Here is a 15,369-nt window from a genome sequence, read left to right on the forward strand (position 1 = left end):
ATGGTTCATGTTGGAACAAAAAGTAGCGGATGCTGTTGAGTTTTTTCGCGGTGAACCCGGCTTTCACCGCCTTTTTTTGCTGATGAAAAAGAAATATCAATCACTCGGGAGAATCGGCGGAACGGTCAAATTAGACGGTTTTTCCTTTGAAGAAAAAGAAGCGCTCGGGGCGTTTTTTGGGAAGGATTTTCATCAAGAATCTACTCCTTCGGTTTCATTAAAAATGTTTGCCGAACAATTAGAGAAAACGCGCTTTGCCGGTATACCGCTCGTTACGCTACTTGAGAATTATTTTGGTGAAGACATTACAACCAATCAAGAGAAGAGGGAAACAGATCGGAAGAAAAAAGAAGAATTTTTTCAAAACCTTATTCATCAATATCCCGAACAAGCAAGGCTTCTGTCTTTTATAGCTGAATCAGCTCCCCAAAACCGCTTTATTCATATCGCCTATTCGCAAGATCGGGAACATTTGGAGACTGTTTTAAAGAATGTGTGCACTGCGCTTCAGTATTTGCCGAAAAAAGGTGATTATGAACGTCTTTCAATTTTTTCACAAAAAGTGCTAAAAGATCCGCACGCATTTGACTTGCATACGTTTCAAGGAAAAGTATTTCTTCATGTACTTCAATTTTACTCTGATCAAGACTATGACTTATCATCAGTCGAGGAAGTCAATGAGCTCCTGCAATCATTTGGCATTTTACGGGAAGATATTTTAAACTTTGTGACATGTGCGGGAATTTTGACAGAAACGGAACAGGGAATTCATTCTGTGTTTGCTTCTGCTGTAAAAACGAATACAGTACTCAATGTGCCATTGCGGGAAATATTGAAGTTAAAACGTGCATATCCTGCTAAGGGGCAGACCGTATTTGTCGTTGAGAACTCAGGCGTATTTTCCGCTTTGTTGGATTTATTTCCTGACGCTTTCCCGCCGCTGATTTGCACAAATGGGCAATTTAAACTAGCGTCACTGATGTTAATAGACTTAATCATCCAAGAAGGTTGTCAAATATATTATTCTGGAGATTTTGATCCTGAAGGACTAAAAATGGCACAGCGATTAAAGGAGCGGAATCAGGAGCATATTCATTTATGGCATTTCCAATTAGAAGATTACTTAGCGTCATCTCCAGAAGTTTTGTTGTCGGATGACCGAGTAGCGAAACTAGAAACTGTTACGATCGAAGAATTGCAGCCGATCAAAGAGAAAATGCGGGAAATAAAAAAAGCTGGGTATCAAGAAGAAATCCTGAAGAAGCTTTATGAAGATATTTGTCGCCACATGTGGGATTAGGCTGGAAACATGATTTGCGAGTCTGTTCCCATTCGATTTGCTAACAATGCGCGAATGGGGACAGGTGCCAGCAAAAGCAAATGTACCAAAGGAAATAAAAACACTCAGTTGCCATTAAGTTGGACCGCCAAACTCTAATGGAGAAAAGATTTGAATGTACCAAAACAAGTTTAACCTAGATTTAGAAATGTTGCATCAACTTCTTCGAGGAAATTCAAAAAATTTGCGGTTAAAATAAACCAGATTTTACAAGCTCAAGCATCTGAAAGGATCGGATTTGAAATTGGCTAGTATTTTTAGACCCATTCATTTTTACACAATTATACGGACTCAACTCTATTAAATAGATGTATGACTGGAAATGATATATATTGTAAAATTTATGATAAAATAGCACTATATACATGTTCTTATGGGTGAGGTGTGTATATGTCGCAAAATTTTCGCTTTTTAGAAGAAAAATGGGAAGTTCTCGCCCGTGTTGGGGAAACAGCAGAACGAAATGTCTATCAAAATCCAAATGTGGCGATAAGTGAGCTTAGAAAATTTGCTGAAACTATAACAAAATATATTTTAGCGTTAGAAGAAATAAAGGAAGAACGCAGAACTGATCAACAGGAGCGTCTGAGAATTCTTTTTTATGAGCAAATTCTGCCGAAGGAAATATATGACTTATTTACGGTCATTCGTTTGAAAGGGAATCAAGCGGTACATAATCCGAGCTATGGTGAAGTAAATGAGGCAAAAGCTTTATTGCATATGGCGTTTCGAATTGCGGTTTGGTTTATGGAAGTGTATGGCGATTGGTCATTTCAAGCTCCAGAATATATCGAACCGACACCGCAAACATCTATATCAGAAGATGAATTGAACCATGTAGTTAAGTCATACGAAGAAAAGCTTGCTCATTTGGAAACAGAACTTGAGAAGATACGCAAAGAACAGCTATACATTAGCAATGAAGAGAAACAAAAACGACGTGAATATTCACAACGGGCAGTCGCCAACTTTGAATTGACGGAAGCAGAAACCCGCATTCTTATTGATCAGCAATTACGAGATGCTGGCTGGGAGGCTGATTCAGAAAAGCTGCGTTTCTCAAAAGGAGTTCGTCCGGAAAAAGGAAAAAACATGGCGATTGCGGAGTGGCCTTTAAAACATGGTTACGCTGATTATGCTTTATTTATTGGCCCCGAGCTAGTAGGGATCATTGAAGCGAAACGTGCTAGTAAAGATATTCCATCTGACATTGAGCAAGCAAAAGAATATGCAAAACTTATTGTTCGGCATGGTCATGAAGTGATCCATGAACCATGGGGAGATTACTATGTTCCATTTTTGTTCGCAACCAATGGCCGCCCCTTTTTAAAACAGCTAGAACAAAAGTCAGGCATTTGGTTTTTAGATGCGCGGAAATCAACGAATCACCCGCGCCCACTTCAAGGATGGTACACTCCTCAAGGACTGAAAAATCTATTAGAAAAAGATACGGAACGTTCGGAGCAATTTTTGCGTGATGAAAAATTTGATTATCTTAAATTACGAGACTATCAAGTCAAAGCTATTCAAGCGGTCGAAAAAGCATTGGAAGAGAAAAAACGCAGCATTTTAATCGCCATGGCAACCGGAACAGGGAAAACAAGAATGGCGATTGGTCTCATTTATCGATTGATCAAAGCAAAGCGTTTTAATCGTATATTATTCCTTGTCGACCGAAAAGCTCTTGGAGAACAAGCGGAAAGCGCTTTTAAAGAAAGTAAGCTGGAAAATTTCCATACGTTCACTGAAATTTATAGCTTACAATCGTTATACGATCAAAAACCAGATGATGAAACAAAAGTACATATCGCTACCGTACAAGGAATGTTAAAACGCATTTTCTACAACGAGAAAACAGAAGACATTCCATCGATTGATCAATATGATTGCATTATTGTCGATGAAGCCCATCGAGGCTATACACTAGATAAAGAGATGAATGACATAGAAATTGAAATAAGAGATCACAATGATTATGTAAGCAAATATCGAAAAGTACTTGATTACTTTGATGCCGTTCGCATCGGTTTAACAGCAACTCCTGCGCTGCATACTACAGAAATTTTTGGACCGCCGGTTTTCACTTATTCTTATCGAGAAGCAGTCGTCGATGGATATTTAGTCGACCATGAACCACCGTATCAATTTGAAACGGTATTAAAAAAGGAAGGAATCACTTGGGCCAAAGGTGAAAAGGTCGACGTATATGATACGGTTTCCGGCACAATTTCACAAGAATACCTTGAAGATGAAGTGAATATTGAGGTTGCACATTTTAATACAAAAGTTATCACAGAAAGCTTTAATCGTGTTATTATACGAGAGTTGACGAATTATATTTCTCCTGACGATGAAGGCAAAACATTGATATTTGCAGCGACAGATGATCACGCAGACTTAGTCGTACGTCTTTTAAAAGAAGAATTTGAAAAAGTATACGGTGAAGTCGAAGACAATGCGATTATGAAAATTACAGGCTCTATTAAAGATCCATCAGGTGCGATTCGACGCTTTAAAAATGAAAAATATCCAACTATTGTTGTGACGGTGGATTTGCTAACGACAGGTGTCGATGTTCCAGCAATTACAAATCTCGTCTTCTTGCGCCGCGTTCGCTCTCGGATTCTTTATGAGCAAATGCTAGGCCGAGCAACGAGAAGATGTGAAGAAATCCGAAAAGATCACTTTAATATTTTCGATGCGGTTGGAATCTATGAGACTTTAAAACCATATACAAGCATGAAGCCTGTTGTCACTCGACCAAATATTTCACTGACTCAATTAGTAGAAGAATTAGAAGGTTTAGAAAAAGAAGAACACCTTCAGCATCAACAAGAACAAATTATTGCCAAAATCCAACGAAAAAAACGCCAATGGTCAGATAAGCAGCACCAAGACTTTAAAGTATTATCTGGTGGAAAAACAGTTGATGAATTTATAGATTGGGTAAAAAACTTGAATCCTGCTGAATTAACTGGACAATTAAAAGAGTATAAATCGATGTTCCGTTATATGGATGAAAATCGCTATCGGGAAAATAAACAATATATTTCCACGCATGAAGATGAACTTATTGGAGTTAAACGCGGATATGGAAATGCGGAAAAACCGAATGATTATTTACAATCATTTGGAGAGTTTATCCGAAACAATATGAACAAAATCCCTGCGCTAATGATTGTATGTCAACGTCCAACTGAATTAACGAGAGAAGAGTTAAAAAAATTATTGCTTGAATTGGACCAGAAAGGTTTTTCCGAGAAAAAATTACAAGCAGCTTGGCGCGAGGCGAAAAATGAAGACATCGCAGCGGACATCATCGCCTTCATCCGCCAGCAAGCGTTAGGCGATCCGCTTATTAGTCATGAAGAACGAATTAAACACGCCATGAAGAAAATTTACCAAATGAAAGCATGGCCGCCTGTTCAAAAGAAATGGCTGGAACGTATTGAAAAGCAATTACTGCAAGAATCTGTTCTTCATCCGGACCCTGAAAAGGCTTTTGAATATGAACCTTTTAAGAGCCGTGGAGGCTTTAAACAATTAAATCAAATTTTCGATGGACAATTAGCACAAATTGTTCGCGAAATTAATTATAATTTGTATAACTATCACCAAAAGAAGGAGCAAGCGTAGATGAACAACAGAGAAATCGTCCAAAAACTATGGAATTTATGTAACGTTCTTCGTGATGACGGCATTACGTATCACCAATATGTGACAGAGCTAACATATTTGCTGTTCTTAAAAATGATGAAAGAAACCGGTCAAGAATATATGATTCCTGAAAAATATCGTTGGGATTCGTTAGTAGAAAAAGACGGGATCGCACTTAAAGAGCATTATCAACAGCTGTTGCTTGATTTAGGAAAAGAGGAAAATGAATTATTAAAACAAATTTATACAGATGCGACATCTAATATTAGAGAACCAAAGAACCTAGAAAAAATTATTCAATCGACCAATAACTTAGATTGGTACAATGCAAAGCAAGAAGGGTTAGGGGATTTATACGAAGGGCTGTTAGAAAAAAACGCGAGCGAAGTGAAATCGGGAGCGGGGCAATATTTTACGCCTCGCGTCCTTATTGATGTTATTGTCGAACTTGTCAATCCTCAGCCGGGCGAACGTTGCCATGACCCTGCTGCGGGAACATTCGGCTTTATGATCGCGGCAGATCGCCATGTTCGTAAACAAACCGATGATTATTTTGACTTATCTCAAGAAGAAATCGAATTTCAAAAATACAAGGCATTCTCAGGAGTAGAGCTTGTCAGAGACACGCATCGTCTAGCGGTCATGAATGCGTTGCTTCATGATATTCATGGGGAAATCTTGTTAGGCGATACCCTCTCTTCACTAGGTGAAAGTTTGAAAAATTTTGATGTGATTTTAACGAATCCGCCTTTTGGAACAAAAAAAGGAGGCGAGCGGGCAACACGAACTGACTTCACCTTTACAACATCGAACAAACAGTTGAATTTCTTGCAGCATATTTACCGCGCTCTCAAGGCAAACGGCAAAGCCCGTGCCGCGGTTGTCCTTCCAGATAACGTCTTGTTTGAAGGCGGGGTAGGAGCCGACATTCGCCGCGACTTAATGGATAAGTGTGATTTACATACAATTTTACGCTTGCCAACTGGCATTTTCTATGCCCAAGGAGTGAAAACGAACGTTTTATTCTTCAACCGCGGGACAACAGATGTCGGCAACACGAAAGAAGTATGGGTGTACGATTTACGCACGAATATGCCTTCCTTCGGCAAACGGAATCCGCTAACGAAAGAACATTTTGAAGGATTTATCAAGGCTTATACGGCAGAAGATCGCAGCCAAGTCAAAGACGAGCGCTGGAATGTGTTCACACGTGAAGAAATTGCGAAAAAAGGCGACAGCTTGGATATTGGTCTAATTGCTGATGAATCCTTGTCCGTCTACGAAAACTTGCCAGACCCAATCGAATCTGCAGAAGAAGCGGTGGAAAAATTAGAAATAGCGATTTCGTTACTAAACGAAGTCATTGCCGAGTTAAAAGCTGTCGAACAACCTAACACCTACCAAACAGATTTTAAAGAAATGCTAAAAGTCGCAGAAACATCTGAGGTGCTTGAGAAATGAGTAAAAAGAAACAAAAGTCTATCGAAGAACTACTGGAAGAAGCATTAGTTCCGGAAGAAGAACACCCTTATAAAGTGCCGGAGAATTGGGTGTGGGTTCGTTCAGGTCATGTGGCAAAATGGGGCTCGGGAGGTACGCCTTCAAGAAAGAGATTAGAATATTATGGTGGAGATATTCCTTGGATTAAAACTGGTGAATTGAATGATGGAATAGTTAACGCTTCTGAAGAGACTATTACAGAAGAGGGACTCCAAAACTCTAGTGCAAAGATATTTCCAAAAGGTTCTATAGTAATTGCAATGTATGGAGCAACAATTGGGAAGCTTGGCATACTTGGTATAGATGCAGCTACAAATCAAGCTTGTGCAGTTGGCCAACCATATGACTTTTTAAATTCAAAATATATGCTTTATTATTTTTTAGCAAGAAGAAGCGATTTAATAGTACTTGGCAAAGGTGGAGCTCAACCGAATATATCTCAAACGATAATCAAAGACTTTCCTTTCGCTTTGCCACCTTTAAACGAACAAAAACGCATTGCTGAGAAGATTGAGCGGCTTTTTGCTAAGCTTGATGAAGCAAAGCGGTTGATTGAAGAAGTAAAAGAATCTTTTGAGCTTCAATGGGCAGCGATTTTAGATAAGGCGTTTAAGGGACAATTAGGTACAAACGATCCTAACGAGAAGAGTATGCTAGAAACATCAAATGACATAAAAGAAAAAGATCTTATTCCAAAAGAAGAGCAACCTTATGAAGTACCAGAAAATTGGGTGTGGGTTCGCTCAAGTCATGTGGCAAAATGGGGCTCAGGAGGTACACCTTCCAGAAAAAAAGTAGAATACTATGGTGGAGATATTCCTTGGATTAAAACTGGTGAATTGAATGATGGAATAGTTAACACTTCTGAAGAGACTATTACAGAAGAGGGACTCCAAAACTCTAGTGCAAAGATATTTCCGAAAGGTTCTATAGTTATTGCAATGTATGGAGCAACAATTGGGAAGCTTGGCATACTTGGTATAGATGCCGCTACAAATCAAGCTTGTGCAGTTGGTCAGCCACATGACTTTTTAAATTCAAAATATATGTTTTATTATTTTTTAGCAAGAAGAAGCGATTTAATAGCACTTGGCAAAGGTGGAGCACAGCCGAATATATCACAAACAATAATTAAAGACTTTCCTTTCGCTTTGCCACCGTTAAACGAACAAAAACGCATCGCTGAGAAGGTAGACAATTTATTAAGTAAATTAGAGACTGAGAAAGACATGGTTTTAGAAGTTGAAGAAAAGTTTGATTTATTAAAGCAATCTATTCTTAACAAAGCCTTTCGCGGCGAGCTTGGTACAAACGATCCGACCGATGAACATGCGATTGAGTTGTTAAAGAAAGTGTTAAAATCTAAATAAAACATTTATGTAAGAGCTCATTCAGTGAGTGAACTTTTACCGCTTTCAATGTTGAAGCGATTAACTTCTTATGTGATTAACAAAGTAAACTGTCAACAATCAAAGATTGGAGTTTAAATAAGGTGTATTTGTGTAATGGATTTGTTTTACAATATTATCCATTATAATAACAATAGCATTTGGTTAAGGCATCTCAAAGGATAGTGAAAACTTGAGGTGCCTTTTTGTTTTACAAATTATTATCATGATGATTGAGCGGATTGTTCGGTATTAAATTTAAATTATATGAATTTAACTTAGATGTGACCATGGAATACTAATATCACGCGTGATTTTATTTACAAAAACGAAATTTCAATTAAGGGATTTAAAGAATTAATGGAACGATTTTTAGAACTAAAAGAAAATGAATGAAAAACAAAAATTTAAAGATAAAATAATAAAATTTTTAAAACAAATATCTCGAATTTATATTAAATTTAAAGAAAGCGTTTACAAAATATTTTATTAGGAGGGACTGCCGGTGTTAACAAAAGCTGCTGTTACTTATGGAAAAGGAGAGCCTTTCAAAATTGACACGATCACGATTGATGAGCCGAAAGATGGCGAAGTTTTAGTCCGTATTAAAGCTGTGGGGATTTGTCATACGGATTTAATCGTCCGCGATCAATACTATCCTGTTCCACTCCCGGCCGTATTAGGACATGAAGGGGCTGGAGTTGTTGAGAAAGTCGGAAATGGTGTAACAAGTGTCCAACCTGGTGACCATGTTGTTTTATCGTTTAGCTCATGTGGAGAATGTGCGCAATGTTTATCAGGCAATCCTTATGCTTGTCAAAAGTTTTTTGAATTAAACTTTTCAGGAAAAATGAAAGACGGAACATGCCGCTTGCATAAAGACCATCAAGATATCGCCAACTTTTTTGGACAATCCAGCTTTTCGCAATATGCGGTTGCTTCAGAAAGAAATGTTGTAAAAGTTCCCAAAGATGTACCGCTTGAAATTTTAGGACCATTAGGATGCGGTATTCAAACGGGAAGTGGAGCGGTTTTAAATAAATTGAAACCAGAAGAAGGTTCAAGCATTGTTATTTTCGGTTGTGGCTCTGTTGGTTTGAGTGCACTTATGGCTGCAAAAGTGGCGAATTGTACAACCATTATTGCGGTTGATCTTCAAGATAATCGGTTACAGTTGGCGAAAGAATTAGGTGCCACTCATACGATCAATCCTAAAAACGTTTCTAATGTGGTGGAAGAAATTAAAGCCATTACAGGTGGAGAAGGCGTTAACTATTCTGTCGAAACAACGAGCATTCCTGCTGTGCTGCGTCAAGCGGTAGATTGTTTGGCCACATTAGGAAAAGCAGCAGTCATCGGAGCTCCTCCAGTTGGAACAGAGGTAAGCTTAGATGTGAATACGATTTTATTTGAACGTTCGCTTACGGGAGTATTATTAGGTTCAGGCGTTCCGCAGCTTTTTATTCCAAAACTTATCGACCTATATAAGAAAGGGAAGTTTCCTTTTGATAAATTGATTAAATTTTATACGTTGGAAGAAATTAATCAAGCTAGTGAAGATTCTGAAAAAGGAATAACGATTAAACCGGTATTAAAAGTTTCATAATGCTGAACTTTTTTGTTTGTAATATTCGAAATATTTAAAAAGGAGGAATAGTTTATGTCTGAAGTAAAAGCAGTTGAAAAATTTTCTCTATGGAATAAAATGCCTATTGGCGGTGTGTGGAAACATGGTTCCAGCAATAGAGAATGTGTTGTGACAAATCCATATAATAACGAAGTGCTTGTCACCTTTAACTATGCAAGTAAAGGAGATATCAATGAAGCGTACGAAACTGCACAAAAAGAGCAAAAGAGCTGGGGACAAACTTCCGCATATGAACGTATTCGTGTTTTAGAAAAAGTTGCACAGCTCATCGAGGAAAAAAGAGAAGAAATTGTGGAAATTCTCGTGAAAGAATCCGGGAGTACAAAGTTAAAAGCAAATGTTGAGGTGGATTGCGCCATTGCGGATGTGAAAGAAGCAGCAAAATATCCGTTACAAATGGAAGGCTCGATTCGTGAATCTCTCATTCCAGGGAAAGAAAACCGTGTTTATCGTGACCCAATTGGAGTAGTAGGAGCGATTACACCTTGGAACTGGCCATTCTATTTAACCATTCGTGTTGTTGCACCGGCTATTGCAACAGGAAATGGTGTAGTACTAAAACCAGATTCTCAAACACCAATTTCAGGCGGACTCATTATTGCGGAAATTTTTGAAGAAGCCGGGCTTCCGCAAGGGGTGTTAAATGTAACAGTGGCTGATCTTGAAGAAATTGGTGATTATTTTGTTGAGCATCCAATTCCTGAAGTAATTTCTTTCACAGGGTCAACAAAAGCAGGACAGCATGTCGGGGCTTTAGCTGTGAAAAATCTGAAAAAACCTGCACTTGAATTAGGTGGAAATAACGCCTTCATCGTACTTGACGATGCCGATGTTGATCAAGCGGTATCTGCAGCAGCATTTGGAAAATATATGCATTCAGGTCAAATATGTATTGCGATCAATCGGATTATCATCGATCGAAAATTGTATAAACCATTTGTTGAAAAATTCAAAGAAGCCACTAAGGCCATAAAAGTTGGGGATCCGTCCGAAGATGGCACAGTTATTGGCCCTATTATTAATAAAAAACAAGTGGATCGAGCAATTCAGTTAGTAGAACAAACACTTAAAGAAGGTGCAACATTAATTCATGAAGGAAAAGTGGAAGGAAACTTAATTTATCCATATATTTTAGGGGATGTGACAAATGACATGACAGTTGCGCAAAATGAAGTGTTTGCCCCAATAGCGGTCATCATTCCTGTTGATAGTGAAGAAGAAGCTATTGAAGTGGCAAATGGAACTCCGTTTGGATTAAGTGGGGCTGTATTCTCTGGCTCATTGGAACGAGGCATTCATGTAGCAAGAAAAATTAAAACAGGTATGATTCACGTAAACGATCAATCGATCAATGTAGAACCGAATGTTCCGTTTGGCGGAGAAAAATATTCGGGTTTAGGACGTTACTGCGGCGAATGGGCTATTGATGAATTTACAACTGTTAAATGGGTTTCAGTTCAAAAACAACCTCGTCAATATCCATTTTCATAATGCTTCTTCATCATGACATATTCTAACAATTTATACCCTTTTGTATCATGTGCGAAATATTGCACATGCTGCAAAAGGGTTTTCTTTTGACAAGCTTAATTTAGGAATTATTTCATTCATGATTGCAACGCAATAAATACTTAATTTCTCGAAAAAGACATCACACCCGCCTTCAGTTACGATGATCGAGAACATCAAGTTTAATTCTGGGAAACTATTTTGTCCCATCTTCGCTTTTCCGCAGGCTTCGTAAGATCCATGAACGGCTTTTACGAGTTCGTTTCCACCTTCGATTTTCAGTCTCAGTCAGAGGTGTCTTGAGGAGGTTCCTGAATTTGTTTCAATATTAGCTAGCTTATTGCCCATCACAACTGTTCGAAAAGCTTTTCCTTTGGTTACATACTACGCAATCATTGTACTAAAATATGTCTTGTCTGTTCGTACACTTCTATAGAAAACAGATTCTTTTTTCGTTCGATAATTGAGTTCTTCCACGGACAACGCTTTGCTTTAAATATTTCCGCCCATTTTCATCAAAAAAATGGGGCTGTCCGATAAGTCCCTAAAATGAAGCAAGTGGAGAAAAACAATTCGTTTCTCTCCACTTGCTTTTATATTTTTTCGATTTTTATCTGAAAGTAGCTGGCGGATGCCGGCTACTTTCAGTATGTGTGCGCCCGGCATGGGTGTAATCTATAGGGTGAAAGTCCCGAGCTGCGAAGGCAGAAGTAGCAGTTAGCTTAACGCAAGGGTGTCTGTGGTGACGCGGAATCTGAAGGAAGCGAGCGGCAAACTTCCGGTCTGAGGAACACGAACTTCATATGAGGCTAGGTATCACTGGGTGAGTTTGCACAACAAAACAAAGCCCTTTCTGCCGAAGGTGATACAAAGTAAATGAAGCAGATGGATGGAAGGAAAGATTACACTCTTACCCGGGGAGGTCTGGCTGGCACGCCAAGTAACCTTGGTAACCTATCTAGTGATAGATAGCTGAACAGTCAGAAGTCAGCAGAAGTCATAGTACTCTTCCAAGCTCGAGATGGAAGAGGAAGGACTGAACAATTAAGGAGAACGAATCGCTAGGCGTTCATCTTCTGTGTGGAAGCAGACAATCCGATAGGACTTACTTGAAGGAGGAAGTGGTGAATCCCACGGGGGACTTCAAGAGGGTGGAGCAGAAGATGGCACAAATAGAAGAATTCGTTCACGTGGAGAGGATATCAATGTTGATGGAAATGATTTTGTCACGGGAAAATCTCCTGGCGGCACTGAAACGAGTCGAACAGAATAAAGGAGGTCACGGAGTAGATGGCATGTCCGTAAAAGACCTACGAAGACACCTCTACGAAAATTGGGACTCCATTCGACAGTCGTTGAGAGAAGGAACCTACAAGCCCTTACCCGTCCGTCGAGTCGAAATCCCGAAACCGAACGGTGGAGTAAGGCTTCTAGGGATCCCTACCGTGACGGATCGTTTCATCCAACAAGCGATTGCCCAAGTGTTGACGAAAATCTTTGATCCGACCTTCTCGAACCATAGCTATGGTTTCCGCCCAGGTAGAAGGGGACATGATGCGGTTAGGGAAGCAAAGGGTTATATCAAAGAAGGATATCGTTGGGTAGTCGATATAGACCTAGAGAAATTCTTTGACAAGGTGAATCACGACAAACTGATGGGGATCTTGGCGAAAACGATCAAAGATCGAATTCTACTGAAGGTAATCCGCCGGTATCTTCAATCAGGCGTGATGATCAATGGAGTGGTAATGGAAACGGACATGGGAACGCCTCAAGGCGGCCCGCTTAGTCCACTTTTATCAAACATCATGCTTCATGAATTGGATAAGGAGCTTGAGAAACGTGGACATAAGTTTGTTCGGTATGCGGATGACTGTAACATCTATGTGAAAACAAAGAAAGCAGGAATTCGTGTCATGAACTCCATTACGAACTTTATAGAGAAGGAGTTAAAGCTCAAGGTAAATAAAGAGAAATCGGCGGTAGACCGTCCTTGGAAACGGAAGTTTCTCGGTTTCAGCTTCACACTCAATAAGACTCCAAAGGTACGGATTGCGAACGAAAGTGTGAAACGTTTGAAGAACAAGATCCGTGAAATTACATCAAGGTCGAAACCGTATCCAATGGAGAAAAGGATTGAGAATCTGAACAAGTATTTAATGGGATGGTGCGGATATTTTGCCTTGGCAGAAACACCAAGTAAGTTCAAAGAATTTGATGAATGGATTAGACGAAGGCTTCGGATGTGTTTGTGGAAAGAATGGAAAACCCCGAAAACAAGAATTCGGAAACTCAGAGGATTAGGGGTTCCAAGCCATAAAGCATTCGAATGGGGCAATACACGCAAGAAATATTGGCGGATTGCCTGCAGTCCCATTCTACACAAAACCCTCGACAACTCCTATTGGAAGCGTCGAGGGTTAAGAAGTCTATTCGAAAGATATCAAGCACTACGTCATACTTAATTGAACCGCCGTATACCGAACGGTACGTACGGTGGTGTGAGAGGTCGGGGGTTAGTCACCCCCTCCTACTCGATTGTGGGCTAATGCCACAATCCCAAACTCAACATGTACCTTGTCGAGGCCCCGCAAAGAAAATCTGCGGAACGACCGATTGCCCTTGATGTGACCGAACACACTTTCTGCCTCGACTTTGCGTCGAGCGTAGATGGCGGCTTTCTCTTCACATTCAAGGGCTGTTTTGGCCTTTGCTTTCATTTCTTCGAAGATGGGATTCCAGTGAACTTGACGATTTCCCTTCGCTTTTGTGCATTTCGCTTTCAATGGGCAATCGGTACAATCTTCACATTCGTATATTTTGAAGCTTTGTTCATAGCCAGATGGATTCTTTTTGTTTTGGTATTTTTTAAACGTTACTCTCCTTCCATTCGGGCAAATAAAACAATCATCCTCTTCACAATAGGTCCAGTTTTTGGCATTTTTAATGTCTTTTTTGTATGTACGTGTTTGTTCTTTTACATAGCTCCCATAAGGAATTAGAAACTCAAAACGGGGCTCTTTCTCATCACCAACTGCATATACATAGTTTTCTTCACTACCATAGCCTGCATCCGCAATGACCGTTTTGGGCATCGGTAATGAACTGGAGGCTAGCTTCTCCATATGTGGGATAAAGCAACGTGTATCGGTCGGTCGTTGATGAATGGTATAAAACAAGATAAACTGATTCTCTGTCCCCATTTGCACGTTGTATCCGGGCTTGAGCTGACCGTTTTTCATATGGTCTTCTTTCATGCGCATGAAGGTTGCGTCTTTGTCTGTTTTCGAGTAGCTGTTACGGTCACCGAACATTTCCTTTTGTTCCTTGTATCTTGCCATTCGGGGCAGGAAATCTTCACGAATTTGTTTCACCGATTTCTTTAATTGACTGCGTTTTTTTCGCTTCTCTTTCCGAATGGATGTATCGGTCTCCTTTTCGATTTCTTCCGTTAGCGTTTCAACTTTTTCTTCTATTTCTTTTGCGATTTCCTCCAGGTTTTGTTCGGTGATCTCTGTATGTTGATCGCTTTCCTTTTGCCCTGTTCCGGCTTCTAATTGGGTTAATTCATGAATGTGCTTTAGTGTTTCTTGGATTTTTTCTTTTAATTTCTCTTCGAATTTCAAAGTGGATTTTTTCCACACAAAAGAATACTTATTGGCATTGGCTTCGATCTTAGTGCCATCCAAAAAGTAGTTTTCCATCGTGATGTAATGTTCTTTTATCAATTTGAGAATCATGACTTCAAAGAGCTCATCCATGAAAGCTTTCATCCGTTCCCCTCGGAACTCATTAATGGTGCGAAAATCTGGTTGTTGCATCGCTGAAAGCCACATGGCAGGAATATTTTCTTTAACGAGTTTTTCGATTCCTCGGCAGGAATAAACCTTTTGAGAATAAGCATACAGAATGATTTTCAGCATCATTTTGGGATGATAGGAACTTCTGCCGCCGCCTTTATAATGAGAAAACAATTGTTTATCTGGTATCGCCTCCACCATTTCGTCCACGACACGTGCCACGTGATGTTCGGGTATAAGAGATTCAATATCATAAATCATTTGAACTTGACGGTTGTCATATGGTTTGAAAGTAGGGGCTAAATTTCTTTTGGCAGGAGTTTTTTCTTCTTTTCCATCTAGAGGAAGTGTCATTTGTGTGTTATAATTTTCACGAGTAATCATTTGATTGCTCATAAAAAATCGTCCTTTCTGTAATGTTGTGTGGTAACTTCATTTTACTAGAAAGGACGATTTTTTTGTGCATTTTTTTTAAAAAGTGAAAAAATGAGGGGCTCCAAAAAGTCAGTTACCCTGACTTTTTGGACA

Annotated in this window: 8 protein-coding genes; 7 read left to right on the plus strand and 1 reads right to left on the minus strand. The window is 39.4% G+C overall.

All coding sequences use genetic code 11. From position 1 onward, the window contains the following. Positions 1–7 precede the first annotated feature (7 nt). The 7 genes from RI196_RS05970 to ltrA all read left to right on the plus strand — a co-directional run bounded on the left by RI196_RS05970 (position 8) and on the right by ltrA (position 13,506). Positions 8–1,300 carry a TIGR02679 family protein gene (locus RI196_RS05970; RefSeq protein WP_066249918.1) on the plus strand — a complete coding sequence of 431 codons (1,293 nt, stop codon included), beginning with the start codon at positions 8–10 and terminating at the stop codon, positions 1,298–1,300. Positions 1,301–1,729: 429 nt separating this feature from the next. After that, on the plus strand, positions 1,730–4,975 hold the full coding sequence (hsdR, locus tag RI196_RS05975; protein ID WP_311067071.1) for a type I restriction-modification system endonuclease: 3,246 nt from the start codon (positions 1,730–1,732) through the stop codon (positions 4,973–4,975). Beyond that, the gene (locus tag RI196_RS05980) at positions 4,976–6,457 is read left to right on the plus strand and encodes a class I SAM-dependent DNA methyltransferase (RefSeq protein ID WP_311067072.1); all 1,482 of its coding nucleotides are present in this window, start codon (positions 4,976–4,978) and stop codon (positions 6,455–6,457) included. It abuts the gene before it with no gap. Then, a complete protein-coding gene (locus RI196_RS05985; RefSeq protein ID WP_311067073.1) occupies positions 6,454–7,866 on the plus strand; it encodes a restriction endonuclease subunit S in 1,413 nt (470 codons plus the stop codon). The genes RI196_RS05980 and RI196_RS05985 overlap by 4 nt, the downstream gene beginning before the upstream one ends. Positions 7,867–8,389: 523 nt before the next feature. After that, a complete protein-coding gene (locus RI196_RS05990; RefSeq protein ID WP_311067074.1) occupies positions 8,390–9,490 on the plus strand; it encodes an NAD(P)-dependent alcohol dehydrogenase in 1,101 nt (366 codons plus the stop codon). 54 nt (positions 9,491–9,544) lie between these two features. Then, positions 9,545–11,023, plus strand: coding sequence for an aldehyde dehydrogenase family protein (locus RI196_RS05995; protein WP_311067075.1), 1,479 nt, complete (start codon positions 9,545–9,547; stop codon positions 11,021–11,023). A gap of 1,223 nt (positions 11,024–12,246) precedes the next feature. Continuing rightward, a complete protein-coding gene (gene ltrA / locus RI196_RS06000; RefSeq protein ID WP_311067329.1) occupies positions 12,247–13,506 on the plus strand; it encodes a group II intron reverse transcriptase/maturase in 1,260 nt (419 codons plus the stop codon). A 51-nt stretch (positions 13,507–13,557) separates the two neighbouring features. Here the strand turns inward: ltrA and RI196_RS06005 are convergent, their stop codons facing one another. Continuing rightward, on the minus strand, positions 13,558–15,237 hold the full coding sequence (locus RI196_RS06005) for an IS1182 family transposase (RefSeq protein ID WP_311067076.1): 1,680 nt from the start codon (positions 15,235–15,237) through the stop codon (positions 13,558–13,560). Positions 15,238–15,369: the final 132 nt, after the last annotated feature.

Source organism: Aeribacillus composti (genome assembly GCF_031760945.1).
GTDB lineage: Bacteria > Bacillota > Bacilli > Bacillales > Aeribacillaceae > Aeribacillus > Aeribacillus composti.